The organism is Mesorhizobium sp. M1142, from assembly GCF_040318565.1.
Lineage (GTDB): Bacteria > Pseudomonadota > Alphaproteobacteria > Rhizobiales > Rhizobiaceae > Mesorhizobium.
In genome coordinates this window covers 12,281-35,124 of record NZ_JAMYMK010000002.1, presented here as the reverse complement: position 1 = coordinate 35,124, position 22,844 = coordinate 12,281, and the positions used below count along the sequence as shown (strand labels likewise).

Here is a 22,844-nt window from a genome sequence, read left to right as displayed (position 1 = left end):
CTCGTACAACCAGCAGATGCATTTCTGCCGAGCATATGCGCGCGGTTGGTCGATTATGGCTCCTAACACCAAGCGCGCTTCGATGTTCCCGTGCCCAGCCCAAGGCGGTCGCTTCCGGAGCGCAGCGCTCGGGAACTTTGTTGAAGCAAGGGAACAAACCTTTCGCCCGGAAGTTTGGGGCGGCAAAGCCATTCGTATGAGGAGTTGTCGTGAAACGTATACTGGTCACGGGAGGCTGCGGTTTTATCGGCCGCCACGTCGCCCAGGAACTCGTTGAACATGGCTATGGGGTTTCAATTCTCGATGCGCTGCTGGACCAGGTGCATGGCGGCGAGGCAATCAGCCTGCCGCCAGGCGCCAAGCTGATCAAAGGCGACGTTCGTGATCGCGACGCCATCGCAGAGGCGGTCGACGATGTCGACGCGATCATTCACCTGGCGGCTGAAGTGGGCGTCGGCCAGTCGATGTACGAGATCGCCCGCTATGTCGGCGCCAACGACCTCGGCACCGCCACGTTGCTGGAGGCACTGATCAAACGGCCGATCGAACGGATCGTCGTTGCGTCGTCGATGAGCGTCTATGGCGAGGGTCTCTATGCCACGCCGGACGGCCGGCGCATCGACAATGCAAGACGGCAGCCGGACGACATCCGCAGCGGCCAATGGAATCCCCTCTCGCCGGAAGGAGAAGTCCTGTTGCCGCTGCCGACCGACGAGCAGAAACCGGTCGACCTCGCCTCGATCTACGCGCTGACGAAATATGCCCAGGAACGAGCCGTGCTGATCTTCGGCGAAGCCTATGGCGTCGATGCGGTGGCGCTGCGCCTGTTCAATGTCTTCGGTGCCGGACAGGCACTCTCCAACCCGTATACCGGCGTGTTGGCGAACTTCGCCTCGCGCATCGCCAATGGCCAGCGGCCGCTGATTTTCGAGGACGGCGAACAGCAGCGCGATTTCGTGCACGTGCGCGACGTTGCCCGCGCCTTCCGGCTGGCGCTGGAGCAGCCCCAGGCACGCAGCCACGTCATCAACATCGGCAGCGGGCGGGCCTACGCAGTCAGCGACGTCGCCCGGCTGCTCGCCGAAGCAATGGGCGTGCCTGGCCGCCAGCCGGAAATCCTCGGCAAGGCACGCTCCGGCGATATCCGCAATTGCTTTGCCGACATATCGAAGGCGCGCGAACTGCTCGGCTTCCAGCCGCAATACCGGCTGGAGCATTCGCTCGGCGATTTCGTCGCATGGGTGCGCAACACCGTCGCCATCGATCGCAGCGCCGAGATGAAGCGGGAACTCGAAGCGCGAGGGCTGGTATCATGAGACCGGATTCACCCGATTTTCGCGAAGCGCCCGTCGCCGTTATCGGCGGCAGCGGCTTCATCGGCTCCAACCTCGCCGACAGCCTGTTGTCGGATGGCGAACCGGTGCTGGTCATCGATAATCTGAGCCGTCCCGGCGTTGAGCAGAACCTCGAATGGCTGACGCAAAAGCACGGCAGCCGTCTCACCATTGAAATCGTCGATATCCGCGAGGCCGAGGCGCTGATGCCGCTGGTGGCTGGTTCGAAGGCGGTTTTCCACTTTGCCGCGCAGACCGCCGTCACCACGAGCCTGGCTCGGCCGGACGAGGATTTCGACATCAACCTGCGCGGAACGTTCAACGTCCTGGAAGCCGCTCGCCGCAGCGGCAAACGCATCCCCGTCGTTTTCGCCAGCACCAACAAGGTCTATGGGCGGCTCGCTGACATTGCGATGCGCGAAGACGACGGCAAATACGCACCTTGCGACGCCAGCATCCAGGCGCACGGCATTGACGAGACGCGCGGCCTTGATTTCTGCACGCCCTATGGCTGCTCCAAGGGCGCGGCGGACCAGTATGTCCTCGACTACGCCAAGTCATACGATCTGCCGACGGCGGTGCTGCGCATGAGCTGCATCTATGGACCGCGCCAGTTCGGGACGGAGGATCAGGGCTGGGTCGCCCATTTCCTGCTTAGCGCGTTCTCCGACCGGCCGATCACCATCTATGGCGACGGCAAGCAGGTGCGCGACATCCTGCATGTTGCCGATGCGGTCGCGGCCTACCGCGCGGTGCTCGACCGGATCGAGGAAATCAAGGGCCAGGCATTCAATCTCGGCGGCGGACCGGAAAACGCCGTCAGCCTGCGCATGCTGCTGAAGGAGATTTGCGACATAACGAAACGGGACGTTTCGATCCGTTACGACCGCGAACGCACCGGCGACCAACCGTTCTTCGTCGCCGACACACGCGCGATCGAGGCGGCGCTGGGATGGAAAGCGCATGTCTCGTGGCGAAACGGCATCCGCGACCTCGCCGACTGGCTGCAGCGTCATCGCGCCGACCCGCATCCCGAACCGGCGAGGTACGTGGCATGAAGGTCGCTCTGGTCAATCCGTCCTGGACCTACCAGGACAGCATCTATTTCGGCTGCCGCCAGCCGCATCTGCCGCTCGAACTCGGCTATTCGAAAGCCTTGCTCGAAGCCGCCGGCCACGAGGTGCTGATGCTGGACGGGCAGATCCAGAAGCTCGGCAACGCCGCGCTTGCCGATCGCGTCGCCGCTTTCGAGCCTGATATGACCGTCGTCAGCACCGCGCCGACCTACCTGTTCTGGCGCTGCGCACCGCCCGAGTTGCGCGTGCCGGCTGAGTTCCTCAACCATCTTGCCGGGTGCGGCGGCCGCACCGTCGCCGTCGGGCCGCATGGCTCGGCGACGCCGGCGCCGACTTTGCGCAAGCTTGGCGTCGACATTGTCGTGCGCGGCGAATGCGAGGAAGTGGTCGCGGAACTCGCCCGGCGCGACGACTGGAATGCTGTGCCGTCCACCGCCCATTTTGAGGATGGAGAACTGGTTTCGAACGGCGGCGTGCATGCGAGCTCGTTCATCGATCACCCGGCGCTCGAATGGCCATCGGACTGGATTGCCGCCCATTCGCACCACCATCACCGCTTCGACGACAACCAGGTCGGCTTTGGCGCCGAGGTCGAGGCGTCGCGCGGCTGCCCGTATAATTGCAGCTTCTGCGCCAAGATCGATTTCCGCGACGCCTATCGCCGCCGGAACCACGAAGCGGTGATCGCCGAGATCGACCGGCTGATCGCACAGGGCGTCGGCTACATCTACTTCATCGACGAGATATTCCTGCCGCAAAAGGCATTGCTGGAAGCGCTGGTCGATCGCGATGTGAAGTTCGGCGTGCAGACGCGCATCGACCTCTGGAAACCTGAACTGCTGAAACTGCTCGGCGCCGCCGGCTGCGTCTCGATCGAGGCGGGGCTCGAAAGCCTGACGGTGGAAGGCCGCGCCATGCTGGCAAAACGCTGCAGGCTGGGCACCGAGGAACTGGCTGCGTTGCTGGTCGACGCCAGGCGCCATGTGCCGTTCGTTCAGGCCAATCTCATCGGCGTGGTCGAAGACGATCCCGCGCTGGTCGACTATTGGCGAAAGCACCTGATCGACAACGGTGTTTGGGCCAACGAACCGGTGCCGCTTTATCCCTATCCGAGTTCGCCCAGCTACCGCGAACTTTGGGGCGAGCCGGACGACCTCGCCTGGGAGCGCGCGCATGAACATTACCTCGCATCCTTCCGAACGTTCAGCGACATCCAGGAGAAGCGGCCGCGTCCGCTGGCCGAATTGGAGGCCACATGTTGCGGACACTGAGCCCGCGGCCGCGGCGTATCTTGATGACTGTCGATGCGGTTGGCGGCGTCTGGCGCTATGCGCTCGATCTGGCCAGGCAACTGGTCGCCGGCGGCGACAGCGTCGTGCTTGCCGGGCTTGGTCCGGAACCGTCCAGGCAGCAGGCCGAGGAGGCCCAGTCGTTTGCGGCGCTGACATGGCTCAACACGCCGCCGGACTGGATGACCCGCAACGAGCACGACCTCGACACACTGCAGCAGGAGTTGCACCCGCTCATACGTGACTACGCCGTCGAAATCGTCCATCTCAACGCGCCGACGCAGGCCGCGGGGCTCGACGTGCCCTGCCCCGTCGTGGCGGTGTCGCATTCCTGCGTGGTGACATGGTTCCACGCCGTCAAAGGACAGGCGGCGGACGGCGAATGGGCCTGGCAGAAGGACCGCAACCGGCGCGGTTTCGACAAAGCAGGCATGGTCGTTGCACCCAGCCGCAGCCATGCCGACATGCTTGAAACCTGCTACGGGCCGATCGCCCGCCTAAGCGTCGTCGGCAACGGTGCACAGCCCGGGCCGAAGAGCGAAAGGCGGGAATCGGTCGTTTTCGCCGCCGCGCGCTGGTGGGACGAAGGAAAGAATGCGGCGATGCTGGACCGGGCCGCCTCCCTGACGCAATGGCCGATCTTCGTCGCCGGCTCGCTGCAAGGCCCGGACGGCCAGCATGTTGGCTTCAGCCACGCCGTTCCCGTCGGGCCGGTACCGCATGAGGAAGTGCGCTTGCTGATGGCGCGGGCCGGCATTTTCGTATCGCCGTCGCTCTACGAACCGTTCGGCCTGGCCACGCTGGAAGCCGCGATGTCGAAGACGCCTTTGGTGCTCGCCGATATTTCGACCTATCGCGAACTGTGGGACGGCGCGGCCATGTTTTACGACGCGCGCGATCCGGGCGATCTCGCCAGATGCATCAGCAGCCTTTGCAGCGACGCGCAGCGCCGGCGAGAACTCGGTGAGGCAGCGGCCCGCCGAAGCCGCAGATTTTCATTGGCAAGACAGGCGACCGCCATGCGCGGCGTCTACGACAAGGCGGCCCTGGCCACCATGGCGGATAGTTGATTATGCGGTTTTTGTTCTACACCCATTCGATCGTTTCCGACTGGAACCACGGCAACGCACATTTCCTGCGCGGCATCATGCGTGAGCTGGTCGTGCGCGGGCACCAGGCTATCGCGCTGGAGCCCGCCGACGGCTGGAGCCGGTCGAACCTGCTGGCCGAGAAAGGATCCTTCGCGATCGAACGATTCCGGAAGGACTTTCCCGAGTTGATGCCGGTCACCTATGACGCCGCCTTCGACCACGAAGCCTGGATCTCCGATGCCGATGTGGTGATCGTGCATGAGTGGACCGAGCCGGATCTTGTCGCGCGGCTGGGCAGGGCGAAAGCGAATGGCGGGCGTTTCACGCTGCTGTTCCACGACACGCACCATCGCGCCATATCGGCCACGCAAGCGATCTCCTCCTTGCGGCTTGAACATTATGACGGCGTGCTCGCCTTCGGCGAGGCGCTGCGGGAAAGCTATCTCCGCGCCGGATGGGGCAAGCGGGTCTTCACCTGGCACGAGGCTGCCGATGACCACCTGTTCCAGCCGCATCCTGAAATCGAGCGTAGTTCCGACCTTATCTGGATCGGCAATTGGGGCGACGACGAGCGCAGCGCTGAAATCAGGGAGTTCCTGGTCGGCCCGGTACGTGAGCTCGGCCTGAGCGGAACCGTCCACGGCGTTCGCTATCCGCGGGAGGCGCTCGCCGACCTTGCGGCCGCCGGCCTGCGCTACGAAGGCTGGATCGCCAATGCCGACGTGCCGAAGGCATTCGCGGCGAGCCGCATCACGGTTCACATCCCGCGGCGTCCATACCGCGAAAGCCTGCCCGGCATCCCGACCATCCGCATGTTCGAGGCGCTCGCCTGCGGCATTCCGCTCGTTTCGGCGCCTTGGTCCGATGTCGAACGCTTGTTCAGGCCCGGCACCGATTTCCTGTTTGCAAATGATGGCTTCGAGATGCGGCGTCATCTTCGCGCCGTGCTGCACGATGCGGATCTCGCCGCTTCTCTGGCGACGTCGGGCCTCGAGACCATCCGCCTGCGGCACACATGCCGGCACCGGGCGGATGAATTGTTCGGCGTGCTCGCCGAATGCGGGCACCGCCGAGCCGCCGACACGATCCTTGCAAAGGAGGCCGCCGAATGAAGATCGCATTCTACGGATCGAGCCTGCTGTCGTCCTATTGGAACGGCGCGGCAACCTATTACCGCGGATTGCTCAAGGCCCTGGCAAGGCTCGGCTATGACATCACCTTCTACGAGCCGGACGTCTACGATCGCCAGAAAAACCGCGACATGGAGGCGCCGGACTGGTGTGCCGTGGTCGTCTACGAGGCCACCCCGCATGCCATGATGCAGGTGGCCGCGCGGGCGGCGGAGGCGGATATCGTCGTCAAGGCGAGTGGCGTCGGTTTCGCCGACGACGCGCTGTTGCGGGCGGTGCTCGATCACGCCCGTGCCGATGCGCTGACCGTATTCTGGGATGTCGATGCGCCGGCGACGCTCGGCCAGTTGCGCGATGAACCCGACCATCCGCTGCATCGCGCGTTGCAGGAAATCGACCTCGTGCTGACCTATGGCGGCGGCGACCCGGTGGTCTGGGCCTATCGGGCCATGGGGGCGGCCGAATGCGTGCCGATCTACAATGCGCTCGATCCGGAAACGCATCATCCGGTCGGCAAGGATATGCGTTTTGCCTGCGATCTCGCCTTCCTCGGCAACCGGCTGCCGGACCGCGAGGCGCGCGTCGAGGCCTTCTTCCTCGACCCGGCCGGCCGCTCGGCCGATCAGCGCTTCCTGCTCGGCGGATCTGGCTGGGGCGACAAGCAGATGCCCGCCAATGTCCGATGGCTCGGCCATGTCGGCACGCGTGACCACAATGCACTGAACGTCACGGCCAAGGCGGTGCTCAACATCAGCCGCGACAGCATGGCGGCCAATGGCTTCTCACCGGCGACGCGCGTGTTCGAGGCAGCCGGCGCCGGCGCATGCCTCATCACCGACGCCTGGCTCGGTGTGGACCTGTTCCTGAAACCCGGCGAGGAAATCCTGGTCGCGCGCGATGGCGAGGATGTCGCCGAGATCATGCAAAGCCTTAGCGCCGAACGGGCCAAGGCGATCGGGGCATCCGCGCTTCGGCGGGTACTTGGCGAACATACCTATACGACACGGGCCGTTTTGGCCGACGCCATTTTCAGGCGCCATTTCGAGCGTCCGACCGTGGAGGCGGCCGAATGACGAAGCCGCTCGACATCGTCTTTCTTGGGCTGTCGCTCTCCTCGTCCTGGGGAAACGGCCACGCCACCACCTTTCGGGGGCTGCTTAAAGGTCTCCACGAACTCGGTCACCGCGTCACCTTTCTCGAACGCGACGTGCCGTGGTACGCAAGTCACCGGGATCTGCGCGACCCCGATTTCTGCGCCTTGCGCTACTATGAAACGACCGATGATCTTCGCCGCAATTTTGCGCGCTGCCTGCGCGATGCCGATATCGTGGTCGTCGGCTCATTCGTCCCCGAAGGTCCTGAAATCATCGACGTCGTGGCATCGCTGTGCACAGGTCAGTTCTGCTTCTACGACATCGACACGCCGGTCACGCTGGCAAAGCTTTCAACCGATGATTGCGAGTATATTGCCAGACGGCAGGTCCCGTATTTCGATGTCTACTTCTCCTTCACCGGCGGGCCGACGCTTGTCCGTCTGACGGCGGAGTTCGGCGCGAGGCGGGCCGAGCCGCTCTACTGTTCGGTCGACCCGGAACGGCATCACGGAACCGGTGACCCAATCCGCTGGGATCTCGGCTATCTCGGCACGTACAGCCCCGACCGCCAGGCGACGCTGGAGGCCCTGCTGTTCGAACCGGCGCGTCGCATGCCTGAGCGTCGCTTCGTCGTTGCCGGCTCGCAATATCCGCGCGAAATCGCCTGGCCGGACAATGTCGATCGCATCGAACACCTGCCGCCGGCAGACCATGCCGCCTTTTACAGCCGCCAACGCTACACGTTGAACGTCACGCGCAGTTCCATGATCGCGGCCGGATGGTCGCCCAGCGTGCGACTCTTCGAGGCAGCCGCCTGCGGCACGGCGATCATCAGCGATTGCTGGGCCGGACTGGACAGCTTGTTTCCAGGGCGGACGATCCACACGGCGCGCAGAACCGAGGACGTAATCGGTATCCTGTCTGGAGAATCCGACGGCGCCCGGCTTGCCATGGCCAAGCAGGCGCGCGTGCTCATCCTGGCAGCTCACACAAGCATCGCAAGAGCCCGCGAATTCGTTGCGCTGCTGGCGCAAGCCAAATCGCCACGTTCTGTTCTCGATCTGGACGTCGAGAGCGCAGCATGACCCGCAGACGGGAGAAGATAGAGATGCAGCTATCAAGAAAGGCGCAACGGACCAAGACCGTGCTTGTCGCCGGCGGCGCCGGCTTCCTCGGTTCGCATCTTTGCGAGACAATGCTCCAGGCCGGCTGGCGCGTGATCTGCGTCGACAATTTCCTTACCGGCCGCATGGAGAACATAGCATCGATCGCCGATCGTCCGGATTTTCGGCTGATCAAGCAAGACATTTGCCGGCCGTTGGAGCTTGGCGAACCGGTGGATCGCATCTTCAACATGGCATGCGCGGCCTCGCCGCCGCGTTACCAGGCCGACCCGGTCCACACGACGCGGACTTGTGTCATCGGGACGCTCAATCTGCTGGAGCTCGCCGCCCGTGATGGCGCCCGCTTCCTGCAGGCGTCCACCAGCGAAATTTATGGCGATCCCGAACAGCATCCGCAGAAGGAAGACTATGTCGGCCACGTGAACTGCATCGGCCCCCGCGCCTGCTATGACGAAGGCAAGCGCACCGCCGAAACCTTATGCTTCGATTATCTGAGAATGGGAAAAGCCGATATCCGTGTCGCGCGCATCTTCAACACCTACGGCCCCAGGATGGACCCTGCGGACGGACGGATCGTTTCCAATCTGATCATGCAGGCACTCGAGAGACGGCCGCTGACCATATTCGGCGACGGGCTGCAGACCAGGTCGTTCTGCTACGTTTCCGATCTGGTCGACGGCTTGATCCGGTTGATGGAGGTCGATCCCAATCCACGCCAGCCGGTCAATCTGGGCAATCCGGGGGAGTTCACCATCCTGCAACTGGCGAGCCTGGTGAGAAGCATGACCGCAACCAAATCGGGCCTGAAATTCCTGCCGCTGCCGCAAGACGATCCTCGTCGTCGGCAACCCGACATTTCCCGCGCAAAGAAGCTTCTCGGTTGGTCGCCAAAAGTGCCGCTCAGGCAAGGTTTGATGCGCACGATCGGCTATTTTGCCGAGCTTGAGACGGCGCAGATGATCGACAGAAGACGTCGAATTGCCGCCACCGTGCGTTCTGCCTCAGGCCGGCTGCAAAACCTGCCCGCCTGAGGCGGGGAGCGTCTGGCCGCTGCACGATCGCGCGGTCGTTTCGGATTTCGTCACTTTTTCTCGTCGCGGGAACAACCCGTCCAGCTTCTGGTTCTGCCAAGGTACCGGCATGGAGACGATTGTGCATCCGAAGCGATCCGCCAAAGACATCGAGCAAATGGCCGCAAAGGAGACGGCTGCCTTCCTGCGGCGCGCCTCCATCACCTATCTGGAATGTTGCGTGAGCCTGATGATGACGCATCTTCAGCGCGAGGAGGTAGTCGCCATCCTCGAAAAGGAAGCGGATATGCTTCGCCGGCTGGACTGATCCTGGTCGAAGGGCCGCAGTTCCCCTTGGTTCTCCAGGAAACGAAGCAACATCGAGGTATAACGTCTTGCCGCGGCCGCCAGCCGGATCTGTTCCCGATCATCGCCAGATCGTGCAGCCATGCTCCACAAGCCAAGCTGGAACGCAAGATAGCAGGGCTCATAGTATTGGACCAGATTGGCATCGACGGGACGTGAGGCTCTCACTTCCACAGCCTTGCAAAGCGCCCCAGTCGCCGGGTCGGAGAGGCTGTACTCGACACGGGCGCCGGCAATGTCCCAGGCGATGTCCTGGCAGCCGATCAGATCGTGCGATCGGCAATGATCGAGGGCGTCCGTCTTGACCAGCGTTCCACTGCGCGAAAGGATGAACTCCCACGGATGAAGCCGCCCGTCGATCTCGACCCGCTGCATGGTCTTGGGTGGAGCCTGTTTCGAGAACCAGGTCTGCAGCTCCGCCGCGCGGCGTTCGCCCAGCGCTTCACTTGTATTCCGCACGGCCATGTCGGCAAGCGCCTCCAGCGAGGCGCCTGGCTCCGAGGCGGGCAGATTGGCTGCGCGCCAGGCGAGATAGCGCGCCAGGTGAGCGACCAATTTTTCTTTCGAAAGCGTTGCCCGGTCCAGCGTTGTGCCGTCGATCCAGCGTTCGACCAGAAAGCCATGGCACAGCCCGGCGACTTCCGGGCCAAAGCCTGCGTCGTGCAGCCTCCTGGCGGTCTCGGCCTTGTGCATTCCGATTTCACCGAGGCCGACGAATTTGACCGACCATTTTTCCCGGCCGGCGGAAGCGAGGAACTTCCGCCGCTCGAGGCCGCGATGAACGGGCGGCCACTGATCCTGCGAGCCATAATGCAAGCGACGCCACTCTCCGGCGGATATTTCCATCAGGCTGACCGCTGTGCGGCCGATCATTCTAGCCACCCAATCCCGCAGCGCCGGCAGAGCGGATCCAGCGGGGAAAGTCCGTTCGAAATCCGCGGTGTGTTTTTGGCACACCGTCCATGCCTCACGGATGTCCGCCGACGTCTCGGGGCCCGGGCCACCCAAATGACTTGGGAACAGATGGATGCGCCTGGCATCGATGCCCAGCGCTTGTAGCCATGCGACGACGGCATGGAACGAGCTGCCGGACAGACCCGGGCCCTCATCGACGATGGCAAAGCGGGCCGACGGCTTCGCCATCCAGCCCCTGATCAGCTCCGGATCGGCGGCAAGCCGCCTGCGAAACGGGTGGCCGGTCGGACGGACGCTGACGGGTGCTGGCGCGCCGATGGCTGCAGCCACCATCGCTGCAAGCCCAAGGCCGATGCTGCGGATGCCGATTACGCATGTGTTCGCATCGAGACCCGACTGCCGCGCGGCGACGAAATAGCTCTCCGGATAAAGCGCGTAGTGAGCGTAGCCCTCAGCCGCGCCGGTCAGAATGTCGCCATCGCATTCGAGTTCGGCCAACATTCGCGGCACTTCGGCATCGACCGGGCCGTCGACGGCGAATCCGGCTCTCCACGATCTGCCCACGTCCCGGGCCAAGCCGACCAGGAGATTTGCGCCAGCGATCCGTTGTGGGGAATTCCTGTCCATGCCCTTGGCCGCGAATTCCGCATCGGCAAGGCCCTGGACCAATTCCGAAACCTTGATGAACAGGCCGACCAGCGCTGCGTGCCGTCCGATCCCGCTTGGCATGTCCGCGATGTGCCCGGCCGCGTCTCGAGCCGAGGCGCGAACATATCGCGCGCTCTCAGGTTGCTTGTGGTCGCCATAGACGATCATTGTCTCGTCCCGGTTGGCCTCACCCCCCGGCTGCACAACTCGGCGGGCGCTACTTTGATCCACCGTCGGTTGCACGATTTTTACAGCCGGCAAGGAACAATCCGGGAGGCAGGCGGTTTGGCACGAAGAACTTACCTTCAACAGCATAGGCAGCGGTTTCGTGGGATCGAAGAAAGTTCGGATCGGAATAGTCGGCGTCGGCAACTGCGCCTCCTCCCTTGTTCAGGGCATCACCTATTACCGCGACGCAAGGAGCAATGAGCCCATACCCGGGCTGATGCATGCCGATCTTGGCGGCTACCATGTCAAGGACATCGAGGTGGTCTGCGCTTTCGACGTCGCCAAGGGCAAGGTCGGACGTGATGTGGCAGACGCGATCTACAGCGCGCCCAACAATACTTTCCGCTTTGCCAATGTTGCGCCTACCGGCGTTCGCGTCGAACGCGGACCGACGCTGGACGGCATCGGCAAATATCTGCGCGACGAGATCGAGGAGGCCGACGAGCCGGTCGCCAATGTCGGCAACATCCTCGCCGAAAGCGGCGCCGAGATCCTGGTGTCCTATCTGCCTGTCGGTTCGGAGGAGGCAACACGCTTTTATGCCGAGTGCGCGCTCGAGGCGGGCTGCGCCTTCGTCAACTGCATACCAGTCTTCATCGCCTCGCGGCCGGAGTGGCGCCGGCGCTTCGAGCAGCACGGGCTGCCGCTGATCGGCGACGACATCAAGAGCCAGGTCGGTGCGACGATCGTCCACCGGCTGCTCGCCAACCTGTTCCGTGAGCGCGGCGTGCGCATCGATCGCACCTACCAGCTCAATTTCGGCGGCAACACCGACTTCCTCAACATGCTGGAACGCGAGCGGCTGGAATCAAAGAAGATCTCAAAGACGCAATCCGTCACCAGCCAGATCGACGTTCCCCTGGAGCCCGGCAACATTCACGTCGGGCCGAGCGACCATGTCCCGTGGCTGACCGACCGCAAGTGGGCCTATATCCGGGTTGAAGGCACGACCTTCGGCGGCGTGCCGCTGAATGCCGAGCTCAAGCTGGAAGTGTGGGATTCACCCAATTCGGCCGGCGTCGTCATCGATGCGGTGCGTTGCGCCAAGCTGGCGCTCGACCGCGGCATCGCGGGCGCGCTGACCGGCCCATGCAGCTATTTCATGAAATCGCCGCCCGAGCAGTTCACCGACGCGGAAGCCCGCCAGCGCACACTCTCTTTCATCGCTGGCAAGGACGAGCCGATGCTCGATGCGGCGGAATGACGACGACGTTTTTTCTGGTGCGCCACGCCGCGCATGACAATGTCGGCTGTTATCTTGCCGGGCGGATGGCCGGCGTTTGCCTCGGCGAGGCCGGCAGGGCACAGGCCTCGCATCTGGCTGACCGTATGGCACGCGAGCCGGTAGCGGCAATCTTCTGCAGCCCGCGCGAACGCACGCAGGAGACTGCGACTCCGATGGCGCTCGCCTGTAATGCCGGTGAAATCGTGATCCGCGAGGAACTCGATGAGATCGACTTCGGCACCTGGTCGGGAAAGACCTTCGAGGAGCTGAACAAGGATGCCGACTGGCGAGCGTGGAACGACCAGCGTCAGCAGGCGAGAACGCCGAGCGGCGAGACCATGCTAGACGTGCAGCAACGCGTCGTCTTGCTGATCGAACAGGTCCGCGGCACCTACCAGAACCAATGCGTTGCACTGGTCAGCCATGCCGACGTCATCAAGGCCGCGGTGTGCAAAGTGCTCGGCCTGTCGCTGGGGAACTGCTTTCGCTTCGATATCGACCCAGCGTCGATCACCACGGTTGTTTGGGGGGACTGGGGGTCGAAGCTGATCAGACTCAACGAAGCTGCCTGACGAGGAATTTGCCGGATGCGCATGGTCATTTTCGGTCTTACCGTGACATCGTCGTGGGGCAACGGCCACGCCACGCTGTGGCGCGGATTGATCCGGGCGATGGCCGGGCTGGGCTGGTCCATCACCTTCTTCGAACGCAACACCCCCTATTATGCCGGTACACGCGATCTCGACCAGTTGGATGGCGGCAACCTTGTCCTTTACCCGGATTGGGAGGACATCCAACGCGTTGCCGAGCAGGCGATGAAAGAGGCCGATGTCGTCATCGTCACCTCCTATTGTCCCGATGCCGTGAGCGCGTCCCGCCTTGCTCACCAGGCCTGTCGCGGGCTGAAGGTCTTCTACGATCTGGACACGCCGGTGACGCTGGCGCGGATCGAACAAGGCGAGCCTCCGGCCTATTTCGGGCCGGAAGGGCTTCGCGATTTCGATCTCGTGCTGAGCTACACGGGAGGAACCGCGATCGACGCATTGAGGTCGACGCTGGGTGCACGCCGCGTCATGCCGCTCTACGGCCATGTCGATCCAGAGCGACACCGGCCCGCCCCGCCCAGGCCGGAGTTTGCCGGTGACCTGTCCTATCTTGGAACCTATGCGGCAGACCGCCAGGCCGGGGTCGAAAGGTTGCTGGTCAGCCCGGCTGCGCGCCTGCCGGATCGCCGTTTCATTATTGGCGGCGCACAATATCCGCAGGAATTCCCGTGGAGCGACAATATTTTCTTCGTCCGGCATCTGCCGCCGGCCGACCACCCCGCCTTCTTTTCATCTTCACGACTGACCCTGAACGTGACCCGCGAGGCGATGGCCGAACGGGGCTGGTGTCCTTCCGGCCGGCTGTTCGAAGCCGCCGCTTGCGGGGCTGCGATGGTGAGCGACACATGGCCCGGACTGGAGGCCTTTTTCCGGCCCGGTGAAGAGATCGTCGTGGCCAACAGCACCGACGACGTGGTCGCGGCGCTCGACCTGTCCGACGCCGAGCTTGACGCGATTCGCCGCCGTGCGCGCGAGCGGGTGCTGGACGAACACACCTCGGCGCGGCGCGCGAAGGAATTCGACCGCATCCTGTCCGATGCACTGCACGGCTCCACGCATGGCGAGCCATTGAAGGAGGCAGTTTGATGTTGGGCATCGTGCCCGCAGCCGGACGGGGAAGCCGCATCCAGCCGCTCGGCTTTTCGAAGGAGCTTCTGCCGGTCGGCAGCCGCATCGACGGCAACACCGAGCGGCCTTGCGCGGTCAGCGAATACCTGGTGCGCCGCATGGTCCGCGCTGGGGCCGACAAGATCTGCTTCGTCATCGGCTCGGGTAAGTCGGATATCCTGGAATATTATTCTGCCGGCTATGCCGACGCGGCCGCTCTGTTTGTGGTGCAGCCCTCTCCGGTCGGCCTTTGCGACGCCATCTTCCGCGCCGCACCGCTCGTCGCAGCCGACGAGACCGTTCTGGTCGGGTTGCCCGACACGATCTGGTTTCCCGAAGACGGCTTCCTGGCCCTCCCGGACGACGGCCTGTCCTTCCTGCTGTTTCCGGTGGACCAGCCGGAGTTCTTCGATGCCGTCGTTGTCGACCCGGACGGCCGGGTGAAGCAAATCCAGGTCAAGCAACAGAATGCCGCATCGAACTGGATCTGGGGTGCGTTCAAGATGCCCGGCCGCACCCTTCATCAGCTCGCCGCGCTGTGGCGGGAACGGGACCGGTGCGACGAATACATCGGCACACTGGTCAACGCCTATCTCGCCGCCGGGGGCGAAGCCTATGGCATCAAGGCTGGCACCGCCTATGTCGACGTCGGCACCTTCAACGGCTACCGCACCGCATTGCGGCTGCTTGAAAGCGCCGCCGGTACCAAGGACGACCAAGCCGCCATTACGCTGCCCGGCCACCAGCACGTCCCTATCCTCGCAGGCGAAGGAGGCTAGCCATGCTGCATTCCGATGCCGAGATCCGCCGCCGTATCAATGCGCTCGGCCCATGGTTCCACAATATGGAGCTGGCCGGCATCGAAACCGCTCCCGACCATTTCCTTGGCAACTATCCGCTGATCAAATGGCGCAAATTCGCCGGCGCGATTCCCGCCGATCTTTCCGGTAAGGCGGTGCTCGACATAGGCTGCAATGCGGGTTTCTACTCGATCGAGATGAAACGTCGCGGCGCCGGCCGCGTGCTAGGCATCGACTTCGATGAAGCTTACCTGGCGCAGGCGCGCTTTGCCGCCGAGGTCGCAGACTGCGACATCGAATTCCGGCAGCTCTCGGTCTACGACGTTGGCGCCCTGCATGAGCGGTTCGACATCGTGCTGTTCATGGGCGTGCTCTACCATTTGCGCCATCCTCTGCTCGCACTCGATCTGATCCGGGAGCACGTCGCCGACGACCTGATGATCTTCCAGTCGATGCAACGCGGCAGCACCAACGTGCCGGCGCTCGAGCAGAACTATCATTTCTGGACCCACGACCTTTTCGACCGGCCGGAATTCCCAAAGCTGCATTTCATCGAGCATCGTTACGCCGACGACCCGACCAACTGGTGGATTCCCAATCGCGCCTGCACCGAAGCCATGCTTCGCAGCGCCGGCTTCAAGATCGTGCTGCAACCGGAACAGGAGGTCTATTTCTGCCGCACCGCCGACGTGCCGGCCGGCGGCGGCGCCGTCTACCCGTCGAAAGGACAGATAAATGATTGAAGCCGCGATGATCTGGAACGAGCCCAACAACAAATCCCACTGGGATCCCGAGCTCGACCCCGACTGGAGCCGCTTCGCCGCTACGGCAATCCTGGCCGCCGACGCGATCGCGGCGGAGAATCCCGCCTTGACCAAGGTGCTGGGCGGCATCTCGCCGATCGATGCCGGCTTCATGACCCGGATGAAGGAATTCGGCGTGCTCGATCACGTCGACGCGGTCGCCGTACACGGCTTTCCGCTCGACTGGAACCTCTGGCAGATCCACGAATGGCCGCAGAAGGTCGGCGAGATCTCGGCTGTCACCGATCTTCCGGTATGGGTCAGCGAGGTCGGCGTGTCGACCTTCGGCGCCGAGGAGGTACAGGTCTGGGGCCTGCGCCGGACCGCGGAATTGCTGATCGGCAACGCACCGCGCATCCAATGGTACAGCCTCTACGACCTGCCGCGCGAGTGGGAAGCGACGACGCGCCATCGCGAGGCGGAAGGCTCGTCTTACTATCGCCATTTCTACATGGGCCTGCTTCGCCAGGACGGCACGCCAAAGCCCGCGCTCGAGGAGTTCCTGCACCACACGCCGGCATTAGGACTGGTGCAGTGGTTCCATTTCGAAGATCACCGGCTTGATGACGCCGTTGCCTGGATGAAACGCCTCGGCGTCACCAATCTGCGTACCGGACTTTCCTGGGCCGACAGCTTCAGGCCGAACGCGCTTGACTGGTTCGACCGGCAGATGGAGGCGTTGGCCGACTTCGACGTTACCGTTACTTTCTGCTTCACGCCGGAGCATCGCGGAATGATGCCGCACCACAGCAGTCCGCCGCTGGTGCCGGAGGAATTCGCCGAGTTCTGCGCGGCAATGACGCGCCGCTATGCCGGCAGCATCGCTGCCCCCTCCGTCGGCAGGCTACGCGCCTCCGCGGCGTGAGGAGCTTCGGCTCTCCCGCCATGACGCTCACCGTCCTCAACGTCGCCTATCCCCTCGCCCCGGTCGGGCCGGATGCGGTCGGTGGTGCCGAGCAGGTGCTGTCGATGCTCGACCAGGCGCTCGTACAGGCCGGACACCGCTCGATCGTGATCGGTTGCCAGGGCTCGAGCGCTGCGGGCACTCTCATCGAGACGCCGGCCGAACCGGGCGTGCTCGATGAAGCGGCGAAGCGCCGGGCGCAGCGTGCTCATCGCGCTGCAATCGCTACCGCACGCGCTCGCTGGCCAATCGACGTGGTTCATTTGCACGGCATCGATTTCGACGCCTATCTGCCGGGCGACGGGCCGACATTGGTGACCCTGCACTTGCCGCTCGACTGGTATCCGGCCGACGCTCTCAATCCGACACGGGAGGATCTGTGGCTGCATGCGGTATCAGCGGCTCAGCAAAGAACCGCGCCGCCGGGAGCCAGGCTCATCGAACCGATCCCGAACGGAGTGGACATCGACGCGCTCAGCGAGCGGCAGGCCAAGCGCGACTTTGCCCTCGTGCTCAGCCGCGTCTGCCCGGAAAAGGGCATCCATCTGGCGCTGGACGCAGCCAAGAAGGCCGGTGTGCCGTTGGTCATCGGCGGCAAAGTCTACCCTTACGAAACCCACACCGCGTATTTTGGCGACGAGGTCGAACCTCGGCTGGACGACCGGCGCCGCTTCCTTGGTCCGGTCGGCTTTGTCGCCAAGCGGCACCTGCTGAACACAGCCCGATGCCTGGTCATCCCGAGCCTCGCCGCGGAAACCAGTTCGCTCGTGGCCATGGAGGCGCTCGCCTGCGGCACACCCGTGGTGGCCTTCCCGAATGGCGCACTGCCGGATGTGGTTGAGCACGGCAAGACCGGGTATCTGGTCGGGGATGTCGACGAGATGGCGCAAGCCATCCTTGCCGCGGCCGGCCTGGATCCCGAGACCTGCCGGGCCGAGGCGCGGCGGCGCTTTTCACTCGACCGCATGGTTTCCTCCTACATGGACGCCTATCGGGCGCTGGCACGGCTCGGCACAGACAGCGGGCAGCTCGCGACGGCGAAGTGAGCGGGACATGCTCCGCGGTGAGATCATCGACGATCCGGCCGGCCTCGAAGCCCTTGAGCCACACTGGTGGGAACTCTGGTCGCGCAGTCCCTCGGCGACGCCGTTCCAGTCTCCCGCATGGTTACTGCCATGGTGGCGGACATTCGCTCCCGGCGAGGTAGCGACCGTCGCCGTTTGGAGTGGCGACGATCTGGTCGGCCTGGCGCCACTCTATCTGGAACGCCAGGACGCCGGCGCGCGGCTGCTTCCGCTCGGCATTTCGTTGAGCGACTATCTGGACGTCCTTTGTATTCCCGAAACCGCCGAACCGGTCGCCGTCGCCATCGCCGACACGGTTCTTTCCCTCGGCTGGTCGCAGTGGATCTTGCAGGACCTGCCTCCCGGCGGCGCCGGCCTTGCCATCAGGCATGCCGCGCTCGAATCGTGCCAAGCCGTCAGTCATGCTGCTTGCCCGGTGCTCGCTCTCGCCGGCGACCAGACGCTTCAAGGCTGTGTTCCGGCGCGGCGGAGGCGCCAATTGCGCCGCGCCCACAGGGCCGCGTCGAGACGCGGCAGGGTCTCCATCGAACCCGCTTTGTCCGATCCGCAGACATTCCTCGATCACCTGATCCGCCTTCACCGCGCACGCTGGGCCGGACACGGCGACGGCGTTCTGTCCGATTCCCGCGTGGAAGCATTCCACCGTCAGGCGCTGCCGCAGCTGGTCGTACAAGTGCTTGCCCGATGCTGGCTCATCACCATCGGTGACGTGATCGTGGGCGCCTATTACGGGTTCCATGATCGGGGCCGCGCTTACGCTTATCTCGGTGGCTTCGATCCGGCCTATGCCGATGAAAGTCCCGGCGCGCTGCTCATCGGCCAGGCGATAAGGCAGGCGATCTGCGAAGGCGCGGGAGAGTTCGATTTTCTGCGCGGACAAGAGGCCTACAAATACAGCTGGGGCGCCGTCGACCGGTGGACGATGCGCAAGATCTGGACGCGGAGCAAAGGTCAATGAGCGCGACCCAGTCAGGACCTCGGCGGTCGACATCAGCAAGGCGGGTGCTGGAGGACTGCATGGCAGACGGTGCCAGCGTCGAAGCCGTCATCGCCAGGCTGGCTCTCCGTTTCGAGACAGGAATCGAACCCGCAGAACTGGCGAAGATTGCACAAAACACGCATTCGGCCGATCCGCGAAAGACGGCAAAACTACGACGGATTGCGGACCTGCTTCAGCGCAGGCCCGAGATCTTCGCCACGCTGCGCAAAACAGGTGCTGCCGTTCGGCATGAGCGTGGCGGTGGCGAGACCGACGATGCGGTTGTCAAGCGGCTGGCGGCAGGGTTTGACGCGGCGGCGGCGATCTCGCCGGCGGCGAGCGTCCAGCTGTCGTCGCTGGGCGATGAGGAAAAGCTCGCGGCCGCTACGGCTGAAATCGTTGCATGGTTGGAGAGGCGAGGCTTTACCGGAATCGGCCGCGACATACTGGATATCGGCTGTGGCATCGGTCGGTTCGAACAGGCGCTCTCCGCTCTGTCGCACCGGATCGTCGGCAGCGATATATCCCCGGCGATGATCTCGATCGCCCGCCGGCGATGCGCCGGGCTCGGCAATGTAGAATTCCGCCCTACCCGCGGTTTCGATCTTGCCGATTTTCAGGATGCCAGCTTCGACCGCGTGCTGGCCGTCGACAGCTTTCCCTATCTGGTGCTGGCCGGCCTCGCGGAACGACATTTCGTGGAAATCGCACGCGTGCTGAAGAGGCCAGGCATGGCCGTGCTTTTGAATTATTCATATCGCGAATCGCCGGCGCTGGATCGCGCCGACGTTCATAACTTCGCCAACGCAAATGGCATGCAAGTTGTCGTCGACGGCGAAAAGCCGTTCCGGCACTGGGATGGCGATGCCTTCCTGCTTACGATTTCCGGCGGAACATTGCGGCCCAACGCAGGTTCGGATGCCGAACGGGAAAAGCCGCTATTCGACAGCAGGAAGGAGGACGAGATGGCGTCCGGCAGCAAGAAGCACATCGGTCGCGGCAGTCACGGCAAAGGCGCCGGCGCTGGCGCGATGACCGATCTTCCCAAGGACAAGATCGGAGAGAACGCCGTTCTGTCCAACAGAGACAAGAAGCAGCACACCAAGGAGCGTGGGCTCGACGGCAATCGGGTCAAATCCGAGCAGTACCAGGATCATTCAGCGGATCGGCGGCCTGAAGACTGATCGTTGCGGCAGCATATGGCTTGCAGCCGGTGAGCAATTGAAACGCAGCGAGAGCCCAACCGCTGACGAAGCTGTGCAAGGACCGAAGCCGGTCGCATGGATGGCCTGCAAATTCTTGCAAACTCGCACTGTTGCCACCAGAGTGAGACGAAGGGACCAACATTTGCCAAGAGAACGCGATGTCTCGCGCAAGGGAAGATTCCGTCGGCACGCGCGCCGATCTGACGATAGACCGGGAAATCGCTTCCTTGCTTGCGGCAATCGAGCAGGAAAGGGTTCCTGACCGGCTGACCAAACTTGCGATCGAATTGCAGCATGCGCTTATCGAAAGACGCTTGCGCGGAACCAGTAACTAACGTGACATATATTAGCGGCGCCTCTCGGCTTCGAAGTCCAGTTGTCCTTCGGACAGATAGCTGCGCCTTTCCATCAGGGTTTGCGAGGAACTTTCGCCTAGGTATTCAAGCACGCCGGCGCGGGCCCTGTTGAGCCGGCTCTTCACGGTTCCCACCGCGCAACCGCATATTTCGGCGGTTTCCTCATAGCTGACGCCCAGCACGCCTATCAGCATCAGAACCTCGCGCTGATGCTCGGGAAGGCTCTGGATGGCCTGGTGGACTTCCTTGCCCTGTACGGACCATTCCTGCGTCGCTTCCGAGATCGGCCGCAGCGAAGCACAGTCGAGCAGGCCAGGCGCTTCCCTCACGGCGGCCCTGACACGCGTGTAGTAGGTGTTGCGCATGATCGTGAAGAGCCATGACTTCATACGCGTTCCAGCTTCGAACTTGTCAATGTTGGCCAGGCCCTTGGTCAGCGTCTCCTGGACCAGGTCGTCGGCATCATCGGGAGTGCGGCAGAAGGTGCGGGCGAAAGCCCTCAAAGCGGGTATGAGGTCGACGATGGAAACGTCTTCGGTTTCGCGGGTCGCTAAGGCGTAGGCTGTGGGTGGCAATGGTCCAGCTCCCGTCCAGAATGAGTTCGCGAGCGCAGACCAGTTAAATGCATTGGGCGAAAGATCGTTCCGGTTGGCGAAAATCACCCGGCTCCAGAAAACCGGAGAGGGCTTGGCTGAGCAATCCCGGCCGACGGCGATATTTTTGACGGAACAACCATCGGGATCGCGGAGTTCAAAATCAAGGTCGTCCGACAATTCGGGGGCCGCCATTTGGCGCGTCGAAATGCGATGTCGCAGCGAGCCTTGGCCGCGACCTCAAGGGCGGCCTGCCACCTCAAGAAACAGGAGGAGTCCATGACAGGAAACAAGCACGCCAAAGGAAAAACGCCGGCCGATAGCGATCTTGCCAACGATCCCGGCATCGGGAGTTCCAGGGGCACGATCAAGGAGGGCGACCGGCTCGATCAGGGCACCAATACGTTCGAAGGCGATGTCGAGAACGACACGACGCCGCAAGGCGGTATCAATCCTCGGCAAAAGATGCGGACCAACAAGTGACCGGCCGCGCACGATCGAACAAACCTGCTGCAACCCGTGCAGCAATCCCGCGTTAAAGAGCATGAGCCTCGGGTCCGCCCCGGGCGTTGATGCGACAGGCTCTTTCGCGGAGACACAGATGACAAAAAAATTGTTTGGCCGCCCGGTTCCAATTCTCGTCGGCCTTGGTTTCCCCCGCTATGTCGAAAATATCTGGCAGGCCTATGACGTCTTAAATGAATGGCCGAGCCGCGGTCCGGCGCACAAGGCGGCGTTCGACGCCTGTCGCGCCGGGCTGGCTGACGAGGTCGACGTTGAGACGGTGCGCGCGGCGTTCGATAAATTCGCCCGCAAGGTGGGCATTCTGGCCTACGATATCGCAGCCGAAACACCAGCACGCGCCAAAACAGCTGCGAAGGCCTACGACGTTTGGCTGAAACGCCCGTCGGACAGTCGTGTAGACCCTGAAGACACGCAGCTTGCTTGAAGCGACACCTTGCTTGAACCGGGAGGAATACGGTGCAGAGAATAGAGTTCGATACACCTGTTTGCATCTATTTCGGCAAGCCCGGGCGATCGCGATTGGTCAGTTCCGTTTTCGAAGCAGTACATTGCCTGAAAAGCGAGAAATGGCCGGCGCGCAATGCCCCACTGGCGCTGGCGGCCGCTGATGTATTGAATCGCGCCCGAACCGGTGAAATTACGGCCGGCAAAGCGCGGCAAGCGTTTGTCGACGCCGCGTGGGAGGCAAACATTCTTGTCGAAGGCGAGCCGCATGATGGGCATGCCACGACAGCCTTCATATCGGACTGCGGGTGAAGCGGCAGGCTGCCTCCCTGAAGTTCCGCCCAAAGCTTGGTTTATCGCGAATGATTGGCGTCCTCGGCCTTTTTCTCGCGCTGCTGCCTGAGGATTTCGTCGGTTCCGACGAGCTTCTTCGATCCGCCCGGGATCGCGGTGGAGACGACCGCCGGTGGGTCGCTTGCCGGGAAGGAATCTTCCAGGCCTGCCTGCAATTGGTCTTCCAGCGTTTGCGGCTCTTCAGAGCGGCCGGGGGTCCTTCGGGTATCTACGCTCTCCAGCGGCTGTGTCATGTCCGGCGAAGACCTGACTTCTCGAATCCAGCCATAGAGCTGTTCGATGGCAAATTCCTTCATCGTGTCGAAATCGGCCTTTTCGTCACGCAATGCCTCGATTTGGTCGACCATGGTCTTCTCGAAACGTTCGAGGCTATCGCTTCCGCAGGCCCGGCAGAGACGCACCAGCGCCTGGCGCAGTATGAGTGGCGCAAAGTGCGCCGTTGCCTCAAGCCTGAGCTGCTGCAAACGCTCCGGGGTAGCGGCTTGGAACTTCGACATGCTCGACCTCTTCGCCTTGTGGAGCATGTCAACGAAAATTGTCGGCGGATGTTCCAT

At 63.2% G+C, this 22,844-nt stretch carries 24 protein-coding genes and 1 pseudogene; 22 read left to right on the top strand and 3 right to left on the bottom strand.

The window, feature by feature from the left end:
* Window positions 1–209: 209 nt before the first annotated feature.
* The 8 genes from NKH42_RS04140 to NKH42_RS04105 are packed head-to-tail and all read left to right on the top strand — an operon-like array spanning window position 210 to window position 9,169.
* The gene (locus NKH42_RS04140; RefSeq protein WP_352701903.1) at window positions 210–1,316 is read left to right on the top strand and encodes an NAD-dependent epimerase/dehydratase family protein; all 1,107 of its coding nucleotides are present in this window, start codon (window positions 210–212) and stop codon (window positions 1,314–1,316) included.
* Window positions 1,313–2,392, top strand: a complete 1,080-nt coding sequence (locus NKH42_RS04135; protein ID WP_352701906.1) for an NAD-dependent epimerase/dehydratase family protein — start codon at window positions 1,313–1,315, stop codon at window positions 2,390–2,392. Before NKH42_RS04140 ends, NKH42_RS04135 begins: the two co-directional genes overlap by 4 nt.
* Window positions 2,389–3,681 (top strand): TIGR04295 family B12-binding domain-containing radical SAM protein, encoded by a 1,293-nt coding sequence (locus tag NKH42_RS04130; RefSeq protein ID WP_352751134.1) that lies wholly within the window; start codon window positions 2,389–2,391, stop codon window positions 3,679–3,681. Before NKH42_RS04135 ends, NKH42_RS04130 begins: the two co-directional genes overlap by 4 nt.
* Complete coding sequence (locus tag NKH42_RS04125) at window positions 3,666–4,769, top strand: glycosyltransferase family 4 protein (protein WP_352505419.1); 1,104 nt, start codon at window positions 3,666–3,668, stop codon at window positions 4,767–4,769. The genes NKH42_RS04130 and NKH42_RS04125 overlap by 16 nt, the downstream gene beginning before the upstream one ends.
* 2 nt (window positions 4,770–4,771) lie before the next feature.
* On the top strand, window positions 4,772–5,902 hold the full coding sequence (locus tag NKH42_RS04120; RefSeq protein WP_352505420.1) for a CgeB family protein: 1,131 nt from the start codon (window positions 4,772–4,774) through the stop codon (window positions 5,900–5,902).
* Window positions 5,899–6,993, top strand: a complete 1,095-nt coding sequence (locus NKH42_RS04115; protein ID WP_352688586.1) for a CgeB family protein — start codon at window positions 5,899–5,901, stop codon at window positions 6,991–6,993. Before NKH42_RS04120 ends, NKH42_RS04115 begins: the two co-directional genes overlap by 4 nt.
* Entirely contained in the window at window positions 6,990–8,099 is a 1,110-nt protein-coding gene (locus tag NKH42_RS04110) for a CgeB family protein (protein WP_352505422.1), read from the top strand. Before NKH42_RS04115 ends, NKH42_RS04110 begins: the two co-directional genes overlap by 4 nt.
* Window positions 8,100–8,122: 23 nt before the next feature.
* Entirely contained in the window at window positions 8,123–9,169 is a 1,047-nt protein-coding gene (locus tag NKH42_RS04105) for a UDP-glucuronic acid decarboxylase family protein (RefSeq protein WP_352505423.1), read from the top strand.
* Window positions 9,170–9,412: 243 nt separating this feature from the next.
* Here the strand turns inward: NKH42_RS04105 and NKH42_RS04100 are convergent, their stop codons facing one another.
* Window positions 9,413–11,245 carry a hypothetical protein gene (locus NKH42_RS04100; protein ID WP_352505424.1) on the bottom strand — a complete coding sequence of 611 codons (1,833 nt, stop codon included), beginning with the start codon at window positions 11,243–11,245 and terminating at the stop codon, window positions 9,413–9,415.
* 160 nt (window positions 11,246–11,405) lie between these two features.
* Between NKH42_RS04100 and NKH42_RS04095 the strand changes: the two genes are divergently transcribed.
* The 11 genes and pseudogenes from NKH42_RS04095 to NKH42_RS04045 all read left to right on the top strand — a co-directional run bounded on the left by NKH42_RS04095 (window position 11,406) and on the right by NKH42_RS04045 (window position 20,353).
* Window positions 11,406–12,509, top strand: coding sequence for an inositol-3-phosphate synthase (locus NKH42_RS04095; RefSeq protein ID WP_352505425.1), 1,104 nt, complete (start codon window positions 11,406–11,408; stop codon window positions 12,507–12,509).
* A complete protein-coding gene (locus tag NKH42_RS04090; RefSeq protein WP_352505426.1) occupies window positions 12,506–13,102 on the top strand; it encodes a histidine phosphatase family protein in 597 nt (198 codons plus the stop codon). The genes NKH42_RS04095 and NKH42_RS04090 overlap by 4 nt, the downstream gene beginning before the upstream one ends.
* Window positions 13,103–13,117: 15 nt before the next feature.
* Entirely contained in the window at window positions 13,118–14,221 is a 1,104-nt protein-coding gene (locus NKH42_RS04085; protein WP_352688582.1) for a CgeB family protein, read from the top strand.
* Window positions 14,221–15,021, top strand: a complete 801-nt coding sequence (locus NKH42_RS04080; RefSeq protein WP_352505429.1) for a nucleotidyltransferase family protein — start codon at window positions 14,221–14,223, stop codon at window positions 15,019–15,021. The genes NKH42_RS04085 and NKH42_RS04080 overlap by 1 nt, the downstream gene beginning before the upstream one ends.
* A 2-nt stretch (window positions 15,022–15,023) precedes the next feature.
* Window positions 15,024–15,785 carry a TIGR04290 family methyltransferase gene (locus NKH42_RS04075; protein ID WP_352505430.1) on the top strand — a complete coding sequence of 254 codons (762 nt, stop codon included), beginning with the start codon at window positions 15,024–15,026 and terminating at the stop codon, window positions 15,783–15,785.
* Window positions 15,778–16,710, top strand: coding sequence for a glycoside hydrolase 5 family protein (locus NKH42_RS04070; protein ID WP_352505431.1), 933 nt, complete (start codon window positions 15,778–15,780; stop codon window positions 16,708–16,710). The genes NKH42_RS04075 and NKH42_RS04070 overlap by 8 nt, the downstream gene beginning before the upstream one ends.
* A 20-nt stretch (window positions 16,711–16,730) precedes the next feature.
* Entirely contained in the window at window positions 16,731–17,795 is a 1,065-nt protein-coding gene (locus NKH42_RS04065) for a glycosyltransferase family 4 protein (RefSeq protein ID WP_352688578.1), read from the top strand.
* 7 nt (window positions 17,796–17,802) lie between these two features.
* Entirely contained in the window at window positions 17,803–18,792 is a 990-nt protein-coding gene (locus NKH42_RS04060) for a GNAT family N-acetyltransferase (RefSeq protein ID WP_352973956.1), read from the top strand.
* Window positions 18,789–19,586 (top strand): annotated as a pseudogene (locus NKH42_RS04055) (class I SAM-dependent methyltransferase); the annotation flags it as partial. The gene NKH42_RS04060 and the pseudogene NKH42_RS04055, both read left to right, overlap by 4 nt.
* A 192-nt stretch (window positions 19,587–19,778) precedes the next feature.
* Window positions 19,779–19,997 carry a hypothetical protein gene (locus NKH42_RS04050; protein WP_023676213.1) on the top strand — a complete coding sequence of 73 codons (219 nt, stop codon included), beginning with the start codon at window positions 19,779–19,781 and terminating at the stop codon, window positions 19,995–19,997.
* A gap of 179 nt (window positions 19,998–20,176) precedes the next feature.
* Window positions 20,177–20,353, top strand: a complete 177-nt coding sequence (locus tag NKH42_RS04045) for a hypothetical protein (protein WP_352688573.1) — start codon at window positions 20,177–20,179, stop codon at window positions 20,351–20,353.
* A gap of 11 nt (window positions 20,354–20,364) precedes the next feature.
* Here the strand turns inward: NKH42_RS04045 and NKH42_RS04040 are convergent, their stop codons facing one another.
* Window positions 20,365–20,949, bottom strand: coding sequence for a sigma-70 family RNA polymerase sigma factor (locus NKH42_RS04040; RefSeq protein ID WP_254818908.1), 585 nt, complete (start codon window positions 20,947–20,949; stop codon window positions 20,365–20,367).
* A 297-nt stretch (window positions 20,950–21,246) separates the two neighbouring features.
* On the opposite strand from NKH42_RS04040, the gene NKH42_RS04035 reads away from it, so the two are divergent.
* The 3 genes from NKH42_RS04035 (at window position 21,247) to NKH42_RS04025 (ending at window position 22,248) form a co-directional block, all read left to right on the top strand.
* On the top strand, window positions 21,247–21,450 hold the full coding sequence (locus NKH42_RS04035; RefSeq protein ID WP_254818814.1) for a hypothetical protein: 204 nt from the start codon (window positions 21,247–21,249) through the stop codon (window positions 21,448–21,450).
* A gap of 118 nt (window positions 21,451–21,568) precedes the next feature.
* Window positions 21,569–21,916 carry a DUF982 domain-containing protein gene (locus tag NKH42_RS04030; protein WP_352688572.1) on the top strand — a complete coding sequence of 116 codons (348 nt, stop codon included), beginning with the start codon at window positions 21,569–21,571 and terminating at the stop codon, window positions 21,914–21,916.
* A gap of 32 nt (window positions 21,917–21,948) precedes the next feature.
* Entirely contained in the window at window positions 21,949–22,248 is a 300-nt protein-coding gene (locus tag NKH42_RS04025; RefSeq protein WP_352476454.1) for a DUF982 domain-containing protein, read from the top strand.
* 41 nt (window positions 22,249–22,289) lie between these two features.
* Here the strand turns inward: NKH42_RS04025 and NKH42_RS04020 are convergent, their stop codons facing one another.
* Window positions 22,290–22,787 carry a hypothetical protein gene (locus NKH42_RS04020; RefSeq protein ID WP_254818816.1) on the bottom strand — a complete coding sequence of 166 codons (498 nt, stop codon included), beginning with the start codon at window positions 22,785–22,787 and terminating at the stop codon, window positions 22,290–22,292.
* Window positions 22,788–22,844 lie beyond the last annotated feature (57 nt).